Genomic DNA, 17498 nt, shown 5'->3' on the forward strand with positions numbered 1-17498 from the left:
TATCTTTTCAATAACCGCTATGCGATTTTATTTTTTAATATTTAGCTCCTGTACCTTATCATAGGTTTCATAACTTGATACGATAACTTTATCGCCCGGTTGTAGACCTTTGATGACCTCATAATATTCGGGGTTTTGCCTTCCTAGCTGGATATCCACACGATATGCTGTGCTTCCATTTTTATCCAATTTGAAGATCCAGTTGCCACCAGTCTGCTGATAGAAACCACCTTTAGCTAATAATAATGCTTTCGTTTCATCACTTAAGGCAAGACGGATCTGTAAAGTCTGCCCGCGGCGGATCCCTTTGGGAACGTCATTGATAAATTCCATATCGACTTGAAAACGGCCGTTGGTTACCTGTGTATAAACCTTTTTAATGCGAAGTTTGTAGGTTTTGTCACCAATGGAGAACTCACCTTGCAAATCAGGAAAAATGCGGTTAATGTAATGCTCGTCGATATCGGCACGAACTTTAAAACCTGTCAAAACGTCGATTTGACCTAAACGCTCGCCTGCATTTTTATTTTGACCGATTTCGGCATCAAAAGCTGTTAACTGGCCATCGACAGGTGCCCGGACAATCAGGTCACCAATTTTTCTTTTCATTAACTCCAATGCACTCTGTGTACGCTGGTAAGTCTGCTTGTCCTGATTGGTCTTTTGCGCATTGGAGATCTCGTCCTGTTTTAGGATCTGTTTGGTCAAGTGGACACGTTCCTTTTGATAATTATATTCGTTCTTCGATTTCTCGAATTCTTGTGTACCTATCGCTTTTTCTCCAAGTAATTTTTTATTCAGATTATAGACACGCTCAGCTTCTCGATAGGCCTGTTCTACATCAGCCATCTGATTACGATTGTTGATAGATGCCTGTTGTGCATTCGTCTGGGCGATCTGCGACTGTGTCAATAGGTTCAATACCTGAGTCTCCTGTTGAACCAGTGTGAGCTCTTGATCTGTATTGGATAGGCGCATAATAGGATCTCCTTTTTTTAAGACAGTACCATCCTCAACAAATTTTTCTTCTACGCGACCACCCACAGAAGCGTCTAAATAGATGCTGCTGATTGGAAGAACTGTACCATTTATCGGGATAAATTCTTGAAAGTTTCCATTTTTTATTTCGACTATGGAGATGCGGTCAGCCTCTACATTGAGTTTGCTTTTGCCTGAGGTAAAATAAAAGCTAGCACCGATTAATCCAACGATGCCAGCAACCCCTACAATGGTCATGATACGTTTGCTATTCCACTTCTTCTTTTCTAAAGGTCTGTCCATAATTTAATATCAATTTGGTATGTAACTATGAAAGCTGTGCCAATAATTTAACGTGTTGATTTGTAGTTGTTTATTTTGTTTTCCTTTGCATTCAGTGTTCGATAGCGGACACTTCTTGTACGGAGACGTACAGCCTACAGTTTTTTACAACTTATTTAAATAGGATAGCGGGATATGATTAAGACTAATTTCTATGTTTAAACGGAGCTTATTCGGTATTTACTCGGTACTTATTCGGAGCTTGTTCGGTTACAAGCGTAGAAGAATCGTTCAATATCCATAGCATGTTCAATGAATAATAAAATAAAGAGGGGATTTGATCATGTGAATGTTTTTATTTATGCGCTGAGATTTCTGGAATGGAACAGACTATTGTCCAACTACGCACACCGACTGTTCATTAACGAACATTTTTGAAAACACATTTTTTGTATCTATTTGATATATAGTGTTTTCGTTGTTTGGCATGGCGATGGTCTGTTTGGAAACAAAAAGTGGATATGAAGAGAATCTATATATATAGTACATTATGTTTTTTGCTGGCTTACGCGAAAGTGGACGCACAACAAGGTGAGCAGGGAATAGAAGAGAAGGCTGTCTTCAACAAGGAATCAACCGTCAATAGTGAAAATCAGCGACCAAAGCGTAGTTTGACTGAATGTATCCAATTAGCTGTTAAAGCTAATCCTACTTTGTTGCAGAATGAACTCAATGTAAAACGCGCTGAAGTGAATCTTTCACAAGCAAAGGCGAATCGATTGCCCAATTTAAATGGACAACTAGGTCATAGCCTTACCTCGGGGCGTTCAGTCGATAACTCCACAAATCAGTACATTACCAGAAATAACTCTTCTGGGAATTTCTCATTAGATGCTAGCGTGCCGGTATTTAATGGATTTCGGATATTAAATGATATCCGGATGCGAGCTGATGCGAAGACGGCTGGAAAACTAGAGTTTGATTCTCAGGTTAATGCATTGAAACTTGATGTCATTACGGCTTACATCCAGGTATTGACAGCACAAGATGTTTTGAAGCAATCTGAATTGCAGACCGAAGTGACCCGTGAGCAGGTGCGTCGTGCCGAAGCAATGCAAAAAGAAGGCGCGATTAATCCTGGGGATTATTATGATCTGAAGGGGCAACTTGCCAATGATATCAATTCGATCGAAAATAATAAACAGATTCTTAATATGAATCGTGTGAAAATGGCTAGTTTTTTAAATATTGACGAAGCGCAGTTGGGCGATTTACAAGCATTGGAGTTGACAACAGACGCGCAGAAATTAGATGCTGCAACACTTTATAAATTGGCTACGGAAAACCTGCCGGATATTCCGGCGCTAGATTGGAAAATTAAAGCGGCCGAAAAGAATATCAAAATAGCACAATCATCCTATTGGCCTTCTTTATCGTTAAACGGTGGGTTGAATTCGAATTATTCCAAAAATGGAATGGACGGGGATTATTGGTATCAGATGAAAAATAATGTTGGGAAATACGTTTCGCTAAATCTTTCAATCCCTGTATTTAATAGGTTTAAGGTTAGGAATGATGTTAAATTAGCTAAACTGGATTTAGAATCAACTAAATTCCAACGGGAGATAGCCGTAAATAATTTAAGAGCCGAGACTTCAAATGCCGTTTTTAACCTGAGGAATGCGAGCAATACGATAGTGCAATTGCATGAGCAAAACACAAATTACGCCGAATCGTTTCGCATCGCCAAGGTTGTATTCGAGTTAGGGAATAGTAATTCGGTCATATTTTTAACAGCGAAGAATAAATACGATAACAGTCAGATCCAATTGGTTGTCAAGCAATATGAATGGTTGCTACAAAAATATATCAATGATTATTACGCAGGCTCGTTAAATTTATAGTTATCTTAGTGTCTGAAAGAAGCCAGGGAATATGAAAAAAGCATCTATTTTAGTTGTCGACGATGACCAAGATTTACTTACTGCAGCAAGGATTTTGCTGAAACCTAAAGTTAGCCATGTTCAAGTCGAATCTAATCCAGAAAACCTGATTGGGCATTTGGAGAAAATGCCTTATGACCTTGTGCTTCTGGATATGAATTTCAAAAGCACGATCAATACAGGAAATGAAGGCTTATATTGGTTATCGCGGATCAAGGAAAAGTTTCCGCAGGTTCATGTGATTATGATCACGGCCTATGGCGCCGTCGATCTAGCAGTAAAGTCACTGAAACAAGGCGCTGCTGACTTTGTGGTTAAGCCTTGGGAAAATGAGCAGTTGTTGGCAACGATTGAAAGCACACTTGCGGAGTCAAAGAATAGGGAGCGGAAGAATAAAAGTTCGCTGTTACGCTCAAGTACTAGTCCGGATCTCATCGGTAATTCAGTGGTCATGGATGAACTGCAATATAAACTTGAAAAAATAGCACCGACTGATGCAAATATTCTGATACTAGGCGAAAATGGAACAGGTAAGGATCTGATTGCACAGGCTATCCAACGACGGTCATTACGCTCAGATCAAGTGTATGTGAAGGTTGATGTGGGAGCGCTGACAGAAACGTTATTTGAAAGCGAGCTTTTTGGCTATAAAAAAGGGGCATTCACGGATGCACGCGAAGATCGTCAAGGACGTTTCGAAGCAGCAAATGGAGGAACATTGTTCCTGGATGAAATTGGGAATATCTCCTTGCAACAACAAGCCAAACTATTGACTGTGCTACAAAACCGACAGGTTACACCCCTGGGCTCTTACCAACCGATCCCCGTAGATATTCGTTTGATCTCCGCAACAAATGTATCGCTGAAACATCTGTCGGATGAAAGCCGTTTTCGAAAGGATTTGATTTATCGGATCAATACTGTGGAGATTCAGGTGCCACCATTACGTGAGAGGGGAGAGGATATTAAACTATTGGCCGTACATTTTCTGGATATCTATGCCAAGAAATATAATAAGCGGATCGAGGGATTTGAACCTGATGCTATCAAAAAACTTTTTGCATACCATTTTCCGGGAAATGTCCGGGAGCTGCAATACAGTATCGAACGGGCTGTAATCATGGCTGATCAGGTAAGCATTGCAGGAAATGACCTATTTTTCTCACCTATTGAACAACAAGCGGAAAGGGTTGTTGTTGAATCTGTATCCAACAGTCAAAATCTGGAAGAATTGGAACGGAAGGCTATCAAATCAGCCATCGAACGTTATAATGGCAATATTAGTAAAGCTGCAAAGGAATTGGGCCTTACCCGTGCTGCTCTCTACAGGCGTTTGGAGAAATACGATATCTAGTCTATGAGACATGGAAAGATTTTAAATGCAATTAAGGTTATTTTGCTTTTGGCGGCTTCGGTTGCCGGCGCCTATCTGTTGATGAAACATGAGTATGTGCAGGCCGCATTGGTCTTTTGCATGATGCTTTATCTAGGTTTCAATCTGTATGGTCAATATAATTTCTTAGAACGCCAGCTTGTCGAATTTGCAGAGGCTGTCAAATATAGAGACTTTACACGACGTTTTTTGGTGAAAAATCCAAAATCAACTGAAGGGCAATTATTTACTGCTTTTAATCAAATTAACGAAACTTATAAGGAGATTAGCATTAAACAAGAAATTCAACATCAGTATCTTGACCGTGTCATCAATATGTTGAATTCAGCGATCATCTTCTATGAAATGGATACTGGAAAAGTGATGTGGGTGAACGATGCTTTCAAGCAGCTTTTCCATTTGCCCCATTTGGGGAATATCGCCGGACTAAAAAAGAAAAATCCTGACCTTTATGAAAAAACAATGCTACTGGACAATGGCCAACAGCAAATGGAACCTATTCAATCGAGCAAAGGGAAGATCAAGTTGTTGATCCAAAGTTCTAGTTTTGAGACCCAGGATGCTGTATTTCGTATTGTAGTTTATCAAAATATCAATGAAGCCATCGACGAGACTGAGACGAAAGCCTGGCATAAATTATTACGTGTGCTTACGCACGAGATCATGAACTCTATTGCCCCGATCAGCTCGCTAGCCGAAACACTCAATGGACGATTGGATCATTTTAGAGGATATGAGGATATTGATGATCTGAAGACAGGTATATCGACCATTAAACGTCGGAGCGAAGGACTCTTGCATTTTGCAAAAAGCTACCGCATGATTAACAAAGTGGATCAGCCACAGGTGGCACCTATTCAGATTTCCCAGCTATTTGAACATATCTATCAGCTGCTTGAGCCGACATTGATTCAAAAAAATATCGATGTCGATATTATCTTAAAGAATACGCGTTTGGTACTTTATGCTGATGTCAATCTGATTGAACAAGTTATTATCAATTTGATGTTGAATGCCATAGATGCGGTAAAGACTAGGGAAGATGCATACATAAGTTTGTCTGCATTGGAAATAGATGGGAAGGTGCAGGTTCGCATTGAAGATAACGGGGCGGGAATCCCGGTTGATCTTCAGGAACAGATCTTCACACCATTTTTTACCACAAAGAAAACAGGTACCGGGGTTGGCCTGACGCTGAGCAAACAGATTATGTTGTTGCATAAGGGAACCATTTTTCTCAATAGTGTGGAGGGAGAAGGCAGCGCTTTTGTACTCCAGTTTTAAGTTAAAATGCGAGGTACAACATATCTTAATCCTTTTCCTTTTGTGCTCAAGGTAAAAGTTGCGACGCTTGTTCATTTACGTTGAAATTAAATGTTCCATGTGAAATAATCACTGAAAGCGGTGTTGTATATACTTTTTTACCAGCTGTAGATGATTAATTATACCATGACGGAACAAGAATTTAATTGTATATCAGGTTAAATTTTTCGATGTTTGCAGCAAAATGAACTACCACCTGAAGTATTGGCGCCATTATTTCATATCCCATAGCCGGCATGGGACACATTCTCCGTTTGTTTATAAATTGGTTGATGAAGTAATTTATCAGCAAGATGAAGCTGATGCGATTGCAAATTTGCCCCTTGGTATCCGGGAAAGAGGCAGGGTAGAGCAAAAAAAGTATCTGTTAGTCGACCGTATATTAAAAGCTTTTGCCTATGATCAGTTTGCGTATCTGGCCGAAGCGCCAACAGCAGATTATGAAAAGCTATTGAAAGATAGAACTGGGAGCTATTCCACCCGTAAAATCTATTATATTGATCAGGCACATCTTGACCTGAAATTACTGACTTACGTTGCTGAACGCGATATGCTGATTGTAAACGAGCCCCATTTGTCAGTCGAACGGGAAGACTATTGGAACAAACTCAGGGATGATGATCGCGTGGTTGTCACAGTAGACTTATATCGAATTGGTTTAGTTTATTTCAGAAAAGGACAGCACAAAGAAAATTTTTTGATCAGATTTTAAGGTGGACTGGGGTATCGAGTATCCAGTTTGGGCCTATTGAGGGAGCAAAATGATGAATTGCTCCCATTTTTATTTAGAAAGCCTCACTTAAGGAAAGGTAGAAGCCCGATTGTCGTTTTTCTCCAGCTCTTTGTTCCCCATAAGAATAATCAAATCGAATGCTGCTATTATGCTCCAAGCTAAAGAAGTAACGTACGCCACCGCCATAACTAGGTACGTATCTACTGCTATTTTCTTTAGAAAAAGTTGATCCAATTCCCGAGAAACCAACAATGCCGAAGCGAGGATGGAAACGATAACGCAATTCCGCCTGAGAAGCAAGGTAATTTTTGTCACGATAACGGCCGAGGTAATATCCACGCATCATCATGTCGCCACCTAACTCGCGGTAATTATAGAAAGGAATTGTTTTGCCGAATGTCGAACGAAAGATTCCCTGGAGGGCAAGCGTGACCTGTTTGTGTATTGGGAAAAAACCGCGAAGGTCTATATCCAAGTTTGCCCCATTGAAGTCTGTGCTCGTCCATAACTTAGGCGCGTAAGCGAGCCGCAATTTGGCATAATAACCACGGGTGCTATAGGAAACATTATCCCGGTTGTCAAATAACTGAGATACACCAAGTAGCAATTGCTGGCCACCCTCTTTTCCAATAAGATTGGATTGATTGAATGCATGGTCGGTGCTGTCACTACGGATCGAAAAATTGTCGTATTGTATATTGACCCCCGAATATAGATTATTTCCAACCTTTTTTTCAGCTTCCAGTTTTACGCGAAATAGCTTTTGATCAACCCGTTCTTCGTCCGCCTTCCAGGTGTCCATGCCGATGCCATAATAATTAAATGGCCAGTTGCGGTATCGAATTTCGCTGACAAAATGATAGTCGTTATTTTTTGACCAAAGATCAGTTTGGAATTTAAAATTAGACTGATGTTTAGAGGTAAAAGTTCCCATAAGCATCATCGTAGAAGTACGGATATGGGGATCAGACTTGTCCAAATAGAAATTATAGGAGCTGGCTAAACCATATTCGACACCTGTTTCCTGTGCGTAGCCAACGGCGGGTAGAACCATAAAGCTGCCTGAACGTGTAGAGTCCTTTTCAGCCGAGAGGAATTTTTTACTCAATTTTTGAATAATATTTTGAGCTTTCAAATCGTTTTTTCCGACTATAAATAACGCAAGCAGCGCTGTATACCGGGTAAGTTTTGAAAGTGATTGCGGTAAAATTTGCATGCCCAAAGATAGTACATTAAGCAAATAACCAAAATAGGTAAATAACCAATTAAAAATTATTGTGCTGCATATCAGTATAATTGACAAAAAGTGGTGTTTTTTTTTGATAAATATTTTTGTAAAGTGAGTTTTGTGTCTATCTTTGCATCAGCAAACAAAGGAACAACGGTTCATTACAACTAAGTTTGCTTAGTTCTTTAAATGAAAAAAAAGTAAAAAATAAACTTGCAAAAATCAAAAGTAAATTCGATATTTGCACTCGCTGAAAAGATAAAGCTATCTGATTAGCGTTGATAGAACGTAAGTTTTTTTAAAAATATTAGAAGCCTCTTTAGCTCAGCTGGTAGAGCAACTGACTTGTAATCAGTAGGTCATTGGTTCGATCCCGATAAGAGGCTCTAAATGTAACGAAAGTTACAGGTCTGGAGGGGTTCCAGAGCGGTCAAATGGGACGGACTGTAAATCCGTTGCTTCGGCTTCGAAGGTTCGAATCCTTCTCCCTCCACACTTTTTTTAATTGGAGTTTAGATTTACTCTAGTTTCTAGTTATTAAGCGGAAGTAGCTCAGTTGGTAGAGCGATAGCCTTCCAAGCTATAGGTCGCGAGTTCGAACCTCGTCTTCCGCTCAAATTTTTCAAGTATTAAATTTAGTCTCTATCTTCTTTGATAATAATGTATCTAAAGGTGGGGGCATTAATACGTAAATAAGGTTTTTTAGTAAGCCGAAGTAGCTCAGGGGTAGAGCACTTCCTTGGTAAGGAAGAGGTCGTGGGTTCAAATCCCATCTTTGGCTCGTACTTGTGTAAAAGTTAAGCAAGAGTATATAACAAATAGAAATAATTTATAATTACTAATTCGCATAAACATGGCAAAAGAGAAATTTGACCGTAGTAAACCACACTTAAACATTGGTACTATCGGTCACGTTGACCACGGTAAAACTACAACTACAGCTGCTATCACTAAAGTATTGGCTGATAAAGGTTTGTCAGAAGCTCGTTCATTTGATTCAATTGACTCTGCTCCTGAAGAAAAAGAGCGTGGTATCACAATCAATACTGCACACGTAGAATATTCTACAGCTAACCGTCACTATGCACACGTTGACTGTCCAGGTCACGCTGACTACGTTAAGAACATGGTAACTGGTGCTGCTCAAATGGACGGTGCTATCATCGTAGTTGCTGCGACTGATGGTCCTATGCCTCAAACTCGTGAGCACATCTTGTTGGCTCGCCAAGTAGGTGTTCCTGCGTTAGTAGTATTCATGAACAAAACTGACTTAGTTGATGACCCTGAGTTGTTAGACTTAGTAGAAATGGAAGTTCGTGAGTTATTGTCATTCTACGAATTCCCAGGTGATGATATCCCTGTAATCAAAGGATCTGCTTTAGGTGCATTGAATGGTGAGCCTGAGTGGGTTGAGAAAATCATGGAATTAATGGATGCTGTAGATAACTACATTCCAATTCCTCCACGTTTGACTGATTTACCTTTCTTGATGCCTATCGAGGACGTATTCTCAATCACTGGTCGTGGTACAGTTGCTACAGGTCGTATCGAAAGAGGTGTAATCAACTCTGGTGATCCAGTTGAGATCTTAGGTATGGGTGCTGAGAACTTGAAATCTACAGTAACAGGTGTTGAGATGTTCCGTAAAATCTTAGATTACGGTGAAGCAGGTGATAACGTAGGTTTATTGTTACGTGGTATTGAGAAAACTGATATCAAACGTGGTATGGTTATCTGTAAACCAGGTTCAGTAACTCCTCACGATCATTTCAAAGCTGAGGTTTACGTATTGTCAAAAGCTGAAGGTGGTCGTCACACTCCATTCTTCAACAAATACCGTCCTCAATTCTATTTCCGTACAACTGACGTAACTGGAGAAATCTCTTTACCAGAAGGTACTGAAATGGTTATGCCAGGTGATAACGTTACGATCTCTGTTAAATTGATCTCTCCTATCGCTATGGAAAAAGGTCTACGTTTCGCTATCCGTGAGGGTGGTCGTACAGTAGGTGCTGGTCAGGTAACTGAAATCATCTAGTCTGTAATTAGATCTAGAACAATATAAGATAAGCTAATCAATTGAGGTTGATTAGCTTATTTTTTCGGTAAGCGATTTATCGGATTAAAATAAAAAAAAAGAAAAAAAGATTTGCAGAAAGTGGTTTAAAACACTATATTTGCATCACAAAATAAGAAATACACGGGCATAGTTTAAAGGTAGAACGAAGGTCTCCAAAACCTTTGGTCTGGGTTCGAGTCCTGGTGCCCGTGCTTATAAAAACAGATAAACTAAAATGGCAAAAGTACTTGATTTTTTTAAAGACTCTTATGTAGAGATCACTGAGAAAGTGACTTGGCCTACATGGTCTCAGTTGCAAAGTTCAGCTGTTATTGTGCTTGTTGCTTCTCTTCTTATTGCATTGGTAGTCTTTGTAATGGATAAGGCTTCGAGTGTTGGGTTGGAGTTCTTGTACGGTATTGCTTCTTAATTTTCAATAGTATTTATTTATGGCAGATCAAGGTTTAAAATGGTACGTAGTTCGTGCTGTAAGTGGAAAAGAAAAGAAAGTAAAGCAATATATTGATGCCGAAGTTAGTCGTTTAGGTATTGAACACTTGGTTCCTCAAGTGTTAATTCCAATGGAAAAATATTACTTGATGCGCGATGGTAAAAAAGTCGCTAAAGAACGTAACTACTATCCTGGATATGTTTTGTTAGAAGCGGCATTAGATGGTGAGTTGGAGCACGTTATTAAGAACATCAATAGTGTAATTGGCTTCTTAGGAGATAAAGCTGGTAATGCTGTCCCTTTGCGTCAAGCAGAAGTTAACCGTATCTTAGGTAAGGTTGATGAGATGGCTGAGCAAGGAGAAACTATCAATGTTCCTTACTACGTTGGTGAAACGGTGAAAGTTAATGATGGTCCTTTTAACGGCTTTACAGGTGAAATTGAAGAGGTACATGAGGATAAGAAGAAATTGATCGTGATGGTGAAGGTCTTCGGTCGTAAGACTCCACTTGAGTTAAATTACATGCAAGTAGAAAAAGAGTAAGATTAGTAATTAACGATAGAAAAAAGCTTTACATGAAAATGTAAGGCTTTTTTTGTTTTTTCCTCTTCTATGTTATCCTGGACTGCTGTAGAATATAACCGATACCGTCATCTGGAAGAATGTTAAATGGTATCTCAGCTAGTCCCTATGACCTGTACTTTGTGATGAACAGTATCATTCAAATGTCGTTTTACTTACGTTTGAGATTTTAAACTCATTTAAATCGACCTTTGGATATCTCAACATGTAACAGATCATTCTTGGATATTTGACAGTTTTTCTAAGGGTATATGCTTTGGTTATAATCGGTGTTTTGATTGCATTGATCAATAATTTTGATGCTTTTATGTAAGGCGTAAATGCGGGATTAGATGATGTCTTTGGAAATAGCGGAGACAGGAGTTAGCCTTCGAAGAAAATTATGAAACAAGGTTATTCCGTGATGGCAATTGAGTACAAATGGAAGTATGTCGGAATAGATTGAACCTTTACAAAGAAAAACATAAATTCCTGAAAAATTAAAAGTTATATACTTGCAGGATTCAAATCTTCTTATTAACTTTGCACCTCGGTTGGGGTGTTACGTCCCGATCGATGAATGTTACGTTATTTGCTTCCAACTTACTAACAGACATTTAACAAAATTAAATTCAAAACAAAATGGCAAAAGAAGTCAGTGCGTTAGTAAAATTACAAGTTAAGGGCGGAGCTGCGAATCCTTCACCTCCAGTAGGACCTGCATTAGGTGCTAAAGGTGTGAATATCATGGATTTCTGTAAACAGTTCAACGCTCGTACGCAAGACAAACCAGGTCAAGTATTACCTGTTGTCATTACAGTTTACGCGGATAAGTCATTTGATTTTATCATCAAGACTCCACCGGTAGCAGTTCAATTAAAAGATGCTGCTAAATTAAAAAGTGGATCTGGCGAGCCTAACCGTAAAAAGGTTGCGGCTATCACTTGGGAACAAGTTGAGACTATCGCTAAAGATAAAATGCCTGATTTAAATGCATTTACTGTAGAGGCTGCTATGAGAATGGTAGCTGGTACAGCACGTAGTATGGGTATTACTGTATCCGGTAATGCTCCTTGGAACAATTAATTAAGAAATCAATTTAAGAAAAGTGGCTAGATTAACAAAAAATCAAAAAGCGGCACTATCCAAAATTGAAGCTGGTAAAGCATACTCTTTGAAAGAAGCTTCGGCTTTAGTTAAAGAAATCTCATTGACCAAATTTGATGCTTCTGTGGATATCGACGTTCGTTTGGGCGTAGATCCTCGTAAAGCAAATCAAATGGTGCGTGGTATTGCAACATTACCTCACGGTACTGGTAAAACTGTTCGCGTTTTAGTTTTGTGTACTCCTGACAAGGAAGAAGAAGCTAAGGCAGCAGGTGCAGACTACGTAGGTTTAGATGATTACATCAGCAAAATTGAAGGTGGTTGGACTGACGTTGATATCATTATTACTATGCCTAGTGTTATGGCTAAAGTTGGTAAATTGGGTCGTATTTTAGGTCCAAGAAACTTGATGCCTAACCCTAAAACTGGTACAGTTACAACAGAAGTTGGTAAAGCTGTAACAGATGTAAAAGGTGGTAAGATCGATTTCAAAGTTGACAAAACCGGTATCATCCATACTTCTATTGGTAAAGCGTCGTTCGATGCAGATAAAATATATGATAACGCATTAGAGGTATTACAAACTCTAGCTCGTTTGAAACCATCTGCAGCTAAAGGAACTTACTTTAAAAGTATTCACATTTCCTCAACTATGAGTCCTGGTATTCATATTGAGACTAAATCAGTAGCAGGTATTTAATCATGAGAAAAGAAGAAAAACAAGAAATTGTTCAAGCTTTGGCCGAACAGATTAAATCTTACGGTAACTTCTATATTACCGATACTGCTGAGTTGTCCGTTGAAAAAGTGAATAGCATTCGTCGTAAATGTTTTGAGCAAGGTATCGAAATTAAAGCTGTTAAAAACACTTTAATTAAGAAAGCATTGATCGAAGCTGGTGTTGAAGAAGAAGATATTTTTGGAACGCTTAAAGGTGCGTCTACAATGATGTTTTCTGAAGTCGCTAATGCACCTGCTAAATTAATCAAAGAATTGCGCAAAACAGGTGAGAAACCGTTGTTAAAAGCGGCTTTCATTGAGGCAACAGCATTCGTAGGAGATAATCAATTAACTGCATTAGTTAATCTTAAATCTAAAAACGAACTTATCGCTGACGTTATCGCTGCATTGCAGTCACCTGCGAAAAATGTTATTTCTGCTCTTCAATCAGGAGGAAATACTGTTGCAGGTTTAGTAAAAGCTTTAGAAGAAAGAGGTTAACGAATCCTCTAGAACAGAATCATTCGTTACAATTTAATTAACAATTTTTACAAAGTACATTCAAAAATTCAAAATAAAATGGCAGATTTAAAACAACTTGCTGAACAGTTAGTTAACTTAACAGTAAAAGAAGTTAAAGAATTAGCTGATATCTTAAAAGACGAGTATGGCATCGAGCCTGCTGCTGCTGCTGTTGCTGTAGCTGCTGCTCCAGCTGAAGGTGGTGCTGCTGCTGCAGAAGAGAAAACTTCATTTGACGTTATCTTGAAAGAAGCTGGTGGTCAAAAATTAGCTGTAGTTAAATTGGTTAAAGATTTAGCTGGATTAGGCTTGAAAGAAGCTAAAGATTTAGTTGACGGAGCACCTAAAGAATTGAAAGCTGGTGTATCTAAAGACGAAGCAGAAGCTTTGAAAAAACAATTAGAAGAAGCTGGTGCTGTTGTTGAGATTAAATAATCTCAACTAATTAGCCCGAAAAGGTTTAGACTCTGACGATTTTTCGTCAGAGTCTATTCCTATTTATATCAATACGCCACTATGCTGTGTATATGCTGGGCACAGTGGACACGTGGTTTACAGCATACATGTAAGCGCAGTTTTTTTAAAACTAAAATTCATATTCCCTTGGCAAACAATAATATTCAACAAGAAAGAATAAACTTTGCAACAAGTAAGAAAGTTTTGGAATATCCAGATTTCTTAGATGTGCAATTGGAATCTTTCAAGGAGTTTTTTCAATTAGAAACTACTTCTGACAACCGCCATCAGGAAGGGCTGTTCAAGGTATTCTCGGAAAACTTCCCTATTTCTGATTCAAGAAACATTTTTGTGCTAGAGTTTTTGGATTATTTCATTGATCCACCACGTTATGATATCCAAGAGTGTATCGAGCGCGGCTTGACTTATAGCGTTCCTCTAAAGGCTAAGTTAAAGTTATCTTGTAATGATGAAGAACACGAAGATTTCGAAACTATTGTTCAGGATGTATATTTAGGGACTATCCCTTATATGACTCCTAAAGGTACTTTCGTGGTAAATGGTGCAGAGCGTGTCATCGTATCGCAATTACACCGTTCGCCGGGCGTTTTCTTTGGTCAAAGTAGACACACAAATGGTACTAAACTTTATTCTGCAAGGGTAATTCCTTTCAAAGGATCTTGGATCGAATTCGCAACAGACGTAAACAACGTCATGTATGCTTATATCGACCGTAAAAAGAAATTTCCAGTTACTACCTTATTGCGTGCTATCGGTTACGATTCGGATAAAGATATCTTAGAATTGTTTGACCTAGCTGATGAAGTAAAAGTTAGTAAATCTGGTCTTAAAAAATATGTTGGTCGTCGTCTTGCGGCTAGGGTATTGAAAAAATGGGTAGAAGATTTCGTGGATGAGGATACTGGTGAAGTAGTATCTATCGACCGTAACGAAATTATCCTTGAGCGTGAAACTGTTCTAGAAGAGGATCACATTGATTTGATTATCGAAGCTGGCGTCAAGTCCATTATCTTGGCAAAAGACGATGAGTCAAACAATGCGGACTATTCTATTATATATAACACTTTACAAAAAGATACATCCAACTCAGAAAAAGAAGCGGTAGAACATATCTATCGTCAATTGCGTAACGCTGAACCACCAGATGAGGAAACTGCTCGTGGTATCATCGATCGTTTGTTTTTCTCTGATAAACGTTATGATTTGGGCGACGTAGGTCGTTACCGTATCAACCGTAAATTGAAGTTGGGTACTCCGGACGATACGAAAGTATTAACACGTGAGGACATCATCGCAATTGTGAAGTATTTGATCAATTTGATCAACTCCAAAGCTGAGGTGGATGATATTGACCACTTGTCAAACCGTCGTGTACGTACTGTAGGTGAACAATTATATGCTCAATTTGGTGTAGGTCTATCTCGTATGGCGCGTACAATCCGTGAGCGTATGAACATCCGCGATAATGAAGTGTTTACGCCAACGGATTTGATTAACGCACGTACACTTTCGTCGGTAATCAATTCGTTCTTCGGTACAAACCAGTTGTCTCAGTTCATGGACCAAACCAATCCTCTTGCTGAAATTACGCACAAGCGTCGTTTGTCAGCTTTAGGTCCAGGTGGTCTTTCTCGTGAGCGTGCAGGCTTCGAAGTTCGTGACGTTCACTATACTCACTATGGTCGTCTTTGTACAATCGAAACGCCAGAGGGTCCAAACATTGGTTTGATCTCTTCTTTGGCTGTACACGCCAAAATCAACCACTTAGGTTTTATTGAAACTCCTTACCGTAAGGTAAAAGATGGGGTTGTTGTGGTTAACGAACCTGTAGTATACTTATCTGCAGAGGATGAAGATGGTAAAACAATTGCGCAAGCGAACGCTTTGTATGATGACAAAGGCAATTTCGAAGATGCAAAAGTGAAAGCCAGATACGAAGGTGACTTCCCAATTATTGAGCCTGAAATGCTTGATTATATGGACGTCGCTCCAAACCAAATTACATCTATTGCGGCTTCGTTAATTCCTTTCTTGGAACACGATGATGCCAACCGTGCATTGATGGGATCAAACATGCAACGTCAGGCTGTGCCTGTATTGCGCCCGCAAGCTCCTATCGTAGGTACTGGTCTTGAAGGTCGTGTAGCGAAAGATTCACGTACTTTGATCAATGCCGAAGGTCATGGTGTGGTAGAATATGTAGATGCTGATGAAATTAAAATCCGTTATGACAGAAACGATGATGATCGTCTTGTATCATTTGATGATGATGTCAGAACATATAGATTGATCAAATTCAAGAAAACCAACCAGAATACTTGTATGAACTTGAAGCCTATCGTTAGAAAAGGCCAACGGGTGGAACCAGGACAGGTATTATGTGAAGGTTATGCTACTGAAAATGGTGAATTGGCATTGGGTCGTAACTTGAAAGTAGCATTCATGCCTTGGCAAGGATATAACTTTGAGGATGCGATCGTGATTTCTGAGCGTGTAGCGAAAGAAGACTGGTTTACTTCTCTTCACATTGAAGAATTCGAACTTGAAGTTCGTGATACAAAACGTGGTGAGGAAGAATTGACAGCTGATATTCCTAACGTATCTGAGGAAGCGACGAAAGACTTGGACGAAAACGGTATTATCCGTATTGGTGCAGAAGTTGGTGGTGGCGATATCTTGATCGGTAAAATCACACCTAAGGGTGAGTCTGATCCTTCTCCAGAGGAGAAATTATTACGCGCAATCTTTGGTGACAAAGCGGGTGATGTAAAAGATGCTTCATTGAAAACTCCACCTTCATTAAAAGGTGTTGTCATCGATACGAAGTTATTCTCCCGTGCGAAGAAAATGTCTAAAGAGGTTGAACGTAAAACTTTAGAGAAATTAGAAGTAGCTCATGATAGGGCTGTTAAATCATTGAAAGAGCGTTTGGTGGAAAAATTATTCACTGTAGTGAATGGTAAAACAAGCCAAGGTGTATACAATGTATATAAAGAATTGTTAGTAGCTAAAGGTGCTAAGTTTACACAAAAAATCTTAGCTGAATTAGATTACAACAACATCAACCCAATGGGATGGACAACTGATGAAGATAAAAACGAGTTGATCAAAATGGCCCTTCATAATTACAATATCAAAATTAATGAGGAGTTAGGTTCGTTCAAACGTGATAAATTCGCAGTATCTGTCGGGGATGAGCTTCCATCAGGAATCGTGCAGATGGCTAAAGTTTACGTTGCTAAAAAACGTAAATTGAAAGTAGGGGATAAGATGGCCGGTCGTCACGGTAATAAAGGTATCGTTGCACGTATCGTACGTGATGAGGATATGCCATTCTTAGAAGATGGTACACCAGTTGATATCGTGTTGAACCCATTAGGGGTACCTTCACGGATGAACTTGGGCCAGATCTACGAAACCGTATTGGGTTGGGCTGGTCAAAAATTAGGTGTCAAATTTGCTACGCCAATCTTTGACGGTGCTGAAATGGACCAAGTACAAGACTGGGTGGCGAAAGCTGGTTTGCCAAAATCTGGACGTACATATTTGTATAACGGATTGACAGGTGACCGTTTTGATCAACCAACAACTGTAGGTGTAATTTACATGTTGAAATTAGGTCACATGGTTGATGATAAAATGCACGCTCGTTCGATCGGTCCGTACTCATTGATTACACAACAGCCGCTGGGTGGTAAAGCACAATTCGGTGGTCAGCGT

General features: G+C 39.3%; 14 protein-coding genes and 5 tRNA genes. 17 read left to right on the plus strand and 2 right to left on the minus strand.

What is annotated here, in order from left to right:
* Positions 1 to 27: 27 nt before the first annotated feature.
* Positions 28 to 1281 carry an efflux RND transporter periplasmic adaptor subunit gene (locus tag B4A24_RS18070; RefSeq protein ID WP_293946429.1) on the minus strand — a complete coding sequence of 418 codons (1254 nt, stop codon included), beginning with the start codon at positions 1279 to 1281 and terminating at the stop codon, positions 28 to 30.
* 500 nt (positions 1282 to 1781) lie between these two features.
* On the opposite strand from B4A24_RS18070, the gene B4A24_RS18075 reads away from it, so the two are divergent.
* The 4 genes from B4A24_RS18075 (at position 1782) to B4A24_RS18090 (ending at position 6631) form a co-directional block, all read left to right on the plus strand.
* Entirely contained in the window at positions 1782 to 3164 is a 1383-nt protein-coding gene (locus B4A24_RS18075) for a TolC family protein (RefSeq protein ID WP_293946430.1), read from the plus strand.
* A 31-nt stretch (positions 3165 to 3195) separates the two neighbouring features.
* Entirely contained in the window at positions 3196 to 4557 is a 1362-nt protein-coding gene (locus B4A24_RS18080) for a sigma-54-dependent transcriptional regulator (protein ID WP_172393104.1), read from the plus strand.
* Positions 4558 to 4560: 3 nt separating this feature from the next.
* Complete coding sequence (locus tag B4A24_RS18085; protein WP_293946431.1) at positions 4561 to 5880, plus strand: sensor histidine kinase; 1320 nt, start codon at positions 4561 to 4563, stop codon at positions 5878 to 5880.
* 223 nt (positions 5881 to 6103) lie between these two features.
* Complete coding sequence (locus tag B4A24_RS18090; RefSeq protein WP_293946432.1) at positions 6104 to 6631, plus strand: hypothetical protein; 528 nt, start codon at positions 6104 to 6106, stop codon at positions 6629 to 6631.
* 73 nt (positions 6632 to 6704) lie between these two features.
* On the opposite strand, the gene B4A24_RS18095 is transcribed toward B4A24_RS18090, so the two are convergent.
* Positions 6705 to 7760, minus strand: a complete 1056-nt coding sequence (locus tag B4A24_RS18095; protein WP_293946433.1) for a BamA/TamA family outer membrane protein — start codon at positions 7758 to 7760, stop codon at positions 6705 to 6707.
* 433 nt (positions 7761 to 8193) lie between these two features.
* Here B4A24_RS18095 and B4A24_RS18100 point away from each other — a divergent pair.
* From B4A24_RS18100 to rpoB, 13 genes are all read left to right on the plus strand, one after another.
* Positions 8194 to 8266 (plus strand) — tRNA-Thr (locus B4A24_RS18100).
* Between the two features lie 26 nt (positions 8267 to 8292).
* Positions 8293 to 8373 (plus strand) — tRNA-Tyr (locus tag B4A24_RS18105).
* Between the two features lie 48 nt (positions 8374 to 8421).
* Positions 8422 to 8494 (plus strand) — tRNA-Gly (locus B4A24_RS18110).
* 95 nt (positions 8495 to 8589) lie between these two features.
* Positions 8590 to 8661, plus strand: a tRNA-Thr gene (locus B4A24_RS18115).
* A 72-nt stretch (positions 8662 to 8733) separates the two neighbouring features.
* Positions 8734 to 9918 carry an elongation factor Tu gene (gene tuf, locus B4A24_RS18120; RefSeq protein ID WP_077437774.1) on the plus strand — a complete coding sequence of 395 codons (1185 nt, stop codon included), beginning with the start codon at positions 8734 to 8736 and terminating at the stop codon, positions 9916 to 9918.
* Between the two features lie 162 nt (positions 9919 to 10080).
* Positions 10081 to 10151: transfer RNA gene (locus B4A24_RS18125), tRNA-Trp, on the plus strand.
* Between the two features lie 23 nt (positions 10152 to 10174).
* On the plus strand, positions 10175 to 10369 hold the full coding sequence (secE, locus tag B4A24_RS18130) for a preprotein translocase subunit SecE (RefSeq protein WP_028072657.1): 195 nt from the start codon (positions 10175 to 10177) through the stop codon (positions 10367 to 10369).
* Between the two features lie 19 nt (positions 10370 to 10388).
* On the plus strand, positions 10389 to 10934 hold the full coding sequence (nusG, locus tag B4A24_RS18135) for a transcription termination/antitermination protein NusG (RefSeq protein ID WP_104384853.1): 546 nt from the start codon (positions 10389 to 10391) through the stop codon (positions 10932 to 10934).
* Between the two features lie 660 nt (positions 10935 to 11594).
* Positions 11595 to 12038 carry a 50S ribosomal protein L11 gene (gene rplK / locus B4A24_RS18140; protein WP_028072660.1) on the plus strand — a complete coding sequence of 148 codons (444 nt, stop codon included), beginning with the start codon at positions 11595 to 11597 and terminating at the stop codon, positions 12036 to 12038.
* A 22-nt stretch (positions 12039 to 12060) separates the two neighbouring features.
* Positions 12061 to 12759 carry a 50S ribosomal protein L1 gene (rplA, locus tag B4A24_RS18145; RefSeq protein WP_046672240.1) on the plus strand — a complete coding sequence of 233 codons (699 nt, stop codon included), beginning with the start codon at positions 12061 to 12063 and terminating at the stop codon, positions 12757 to 12759.
* 2 nt (positions 12760 to 12761) lie between these two features.
* Positions 12762 to 13280: a 50S ribosomal protein L10 gene (rplJ, locus tag B4A24_RS18150; RefSeq protein ID WP_108635839.1), complete on the plus strand. Its 519-nt coding sequence runs from the start codon at positions 12762 to 12764 to the stop codon at positions 13278 to 13280.
* Positions 13281 to 13358: 78 nt separating this feature from the next.
* The gene (rplL, locus tag B4A24_RS18155) at positions 13359 to 13736 is read left to right on the plus strand and encodes a 50S ribosomal protein L7/L12 (RefSeq protein WP_002992785.1); all 378 of its coding nucleotides are present in this window, start codon (positions 13359 to 13361) and stop codon (positions 13734 to 13736) included.
* A gap of 168 nt (positions 13737 to 13904) precedes the next feature.
* On the plus strand, positions 13905 to 17498 hold a 3594-nt coding region (gene rpoB, locus B4A24_RS18160; protein WP_293946434.1), incomplete at its 3' end, for a DNA-directed RNA polymerase subunit beta.

This window comes from Sphingobacterium sp. UBA7249, assembly GCF_002472835.1.
Taxonomy (GTDB): Bacteria; Bacteroidota; Bacteroidia; order Sphingobacteriales; family Sphingobacteriaceae; genus Sphingobacterium; species Sphingobacterium prati.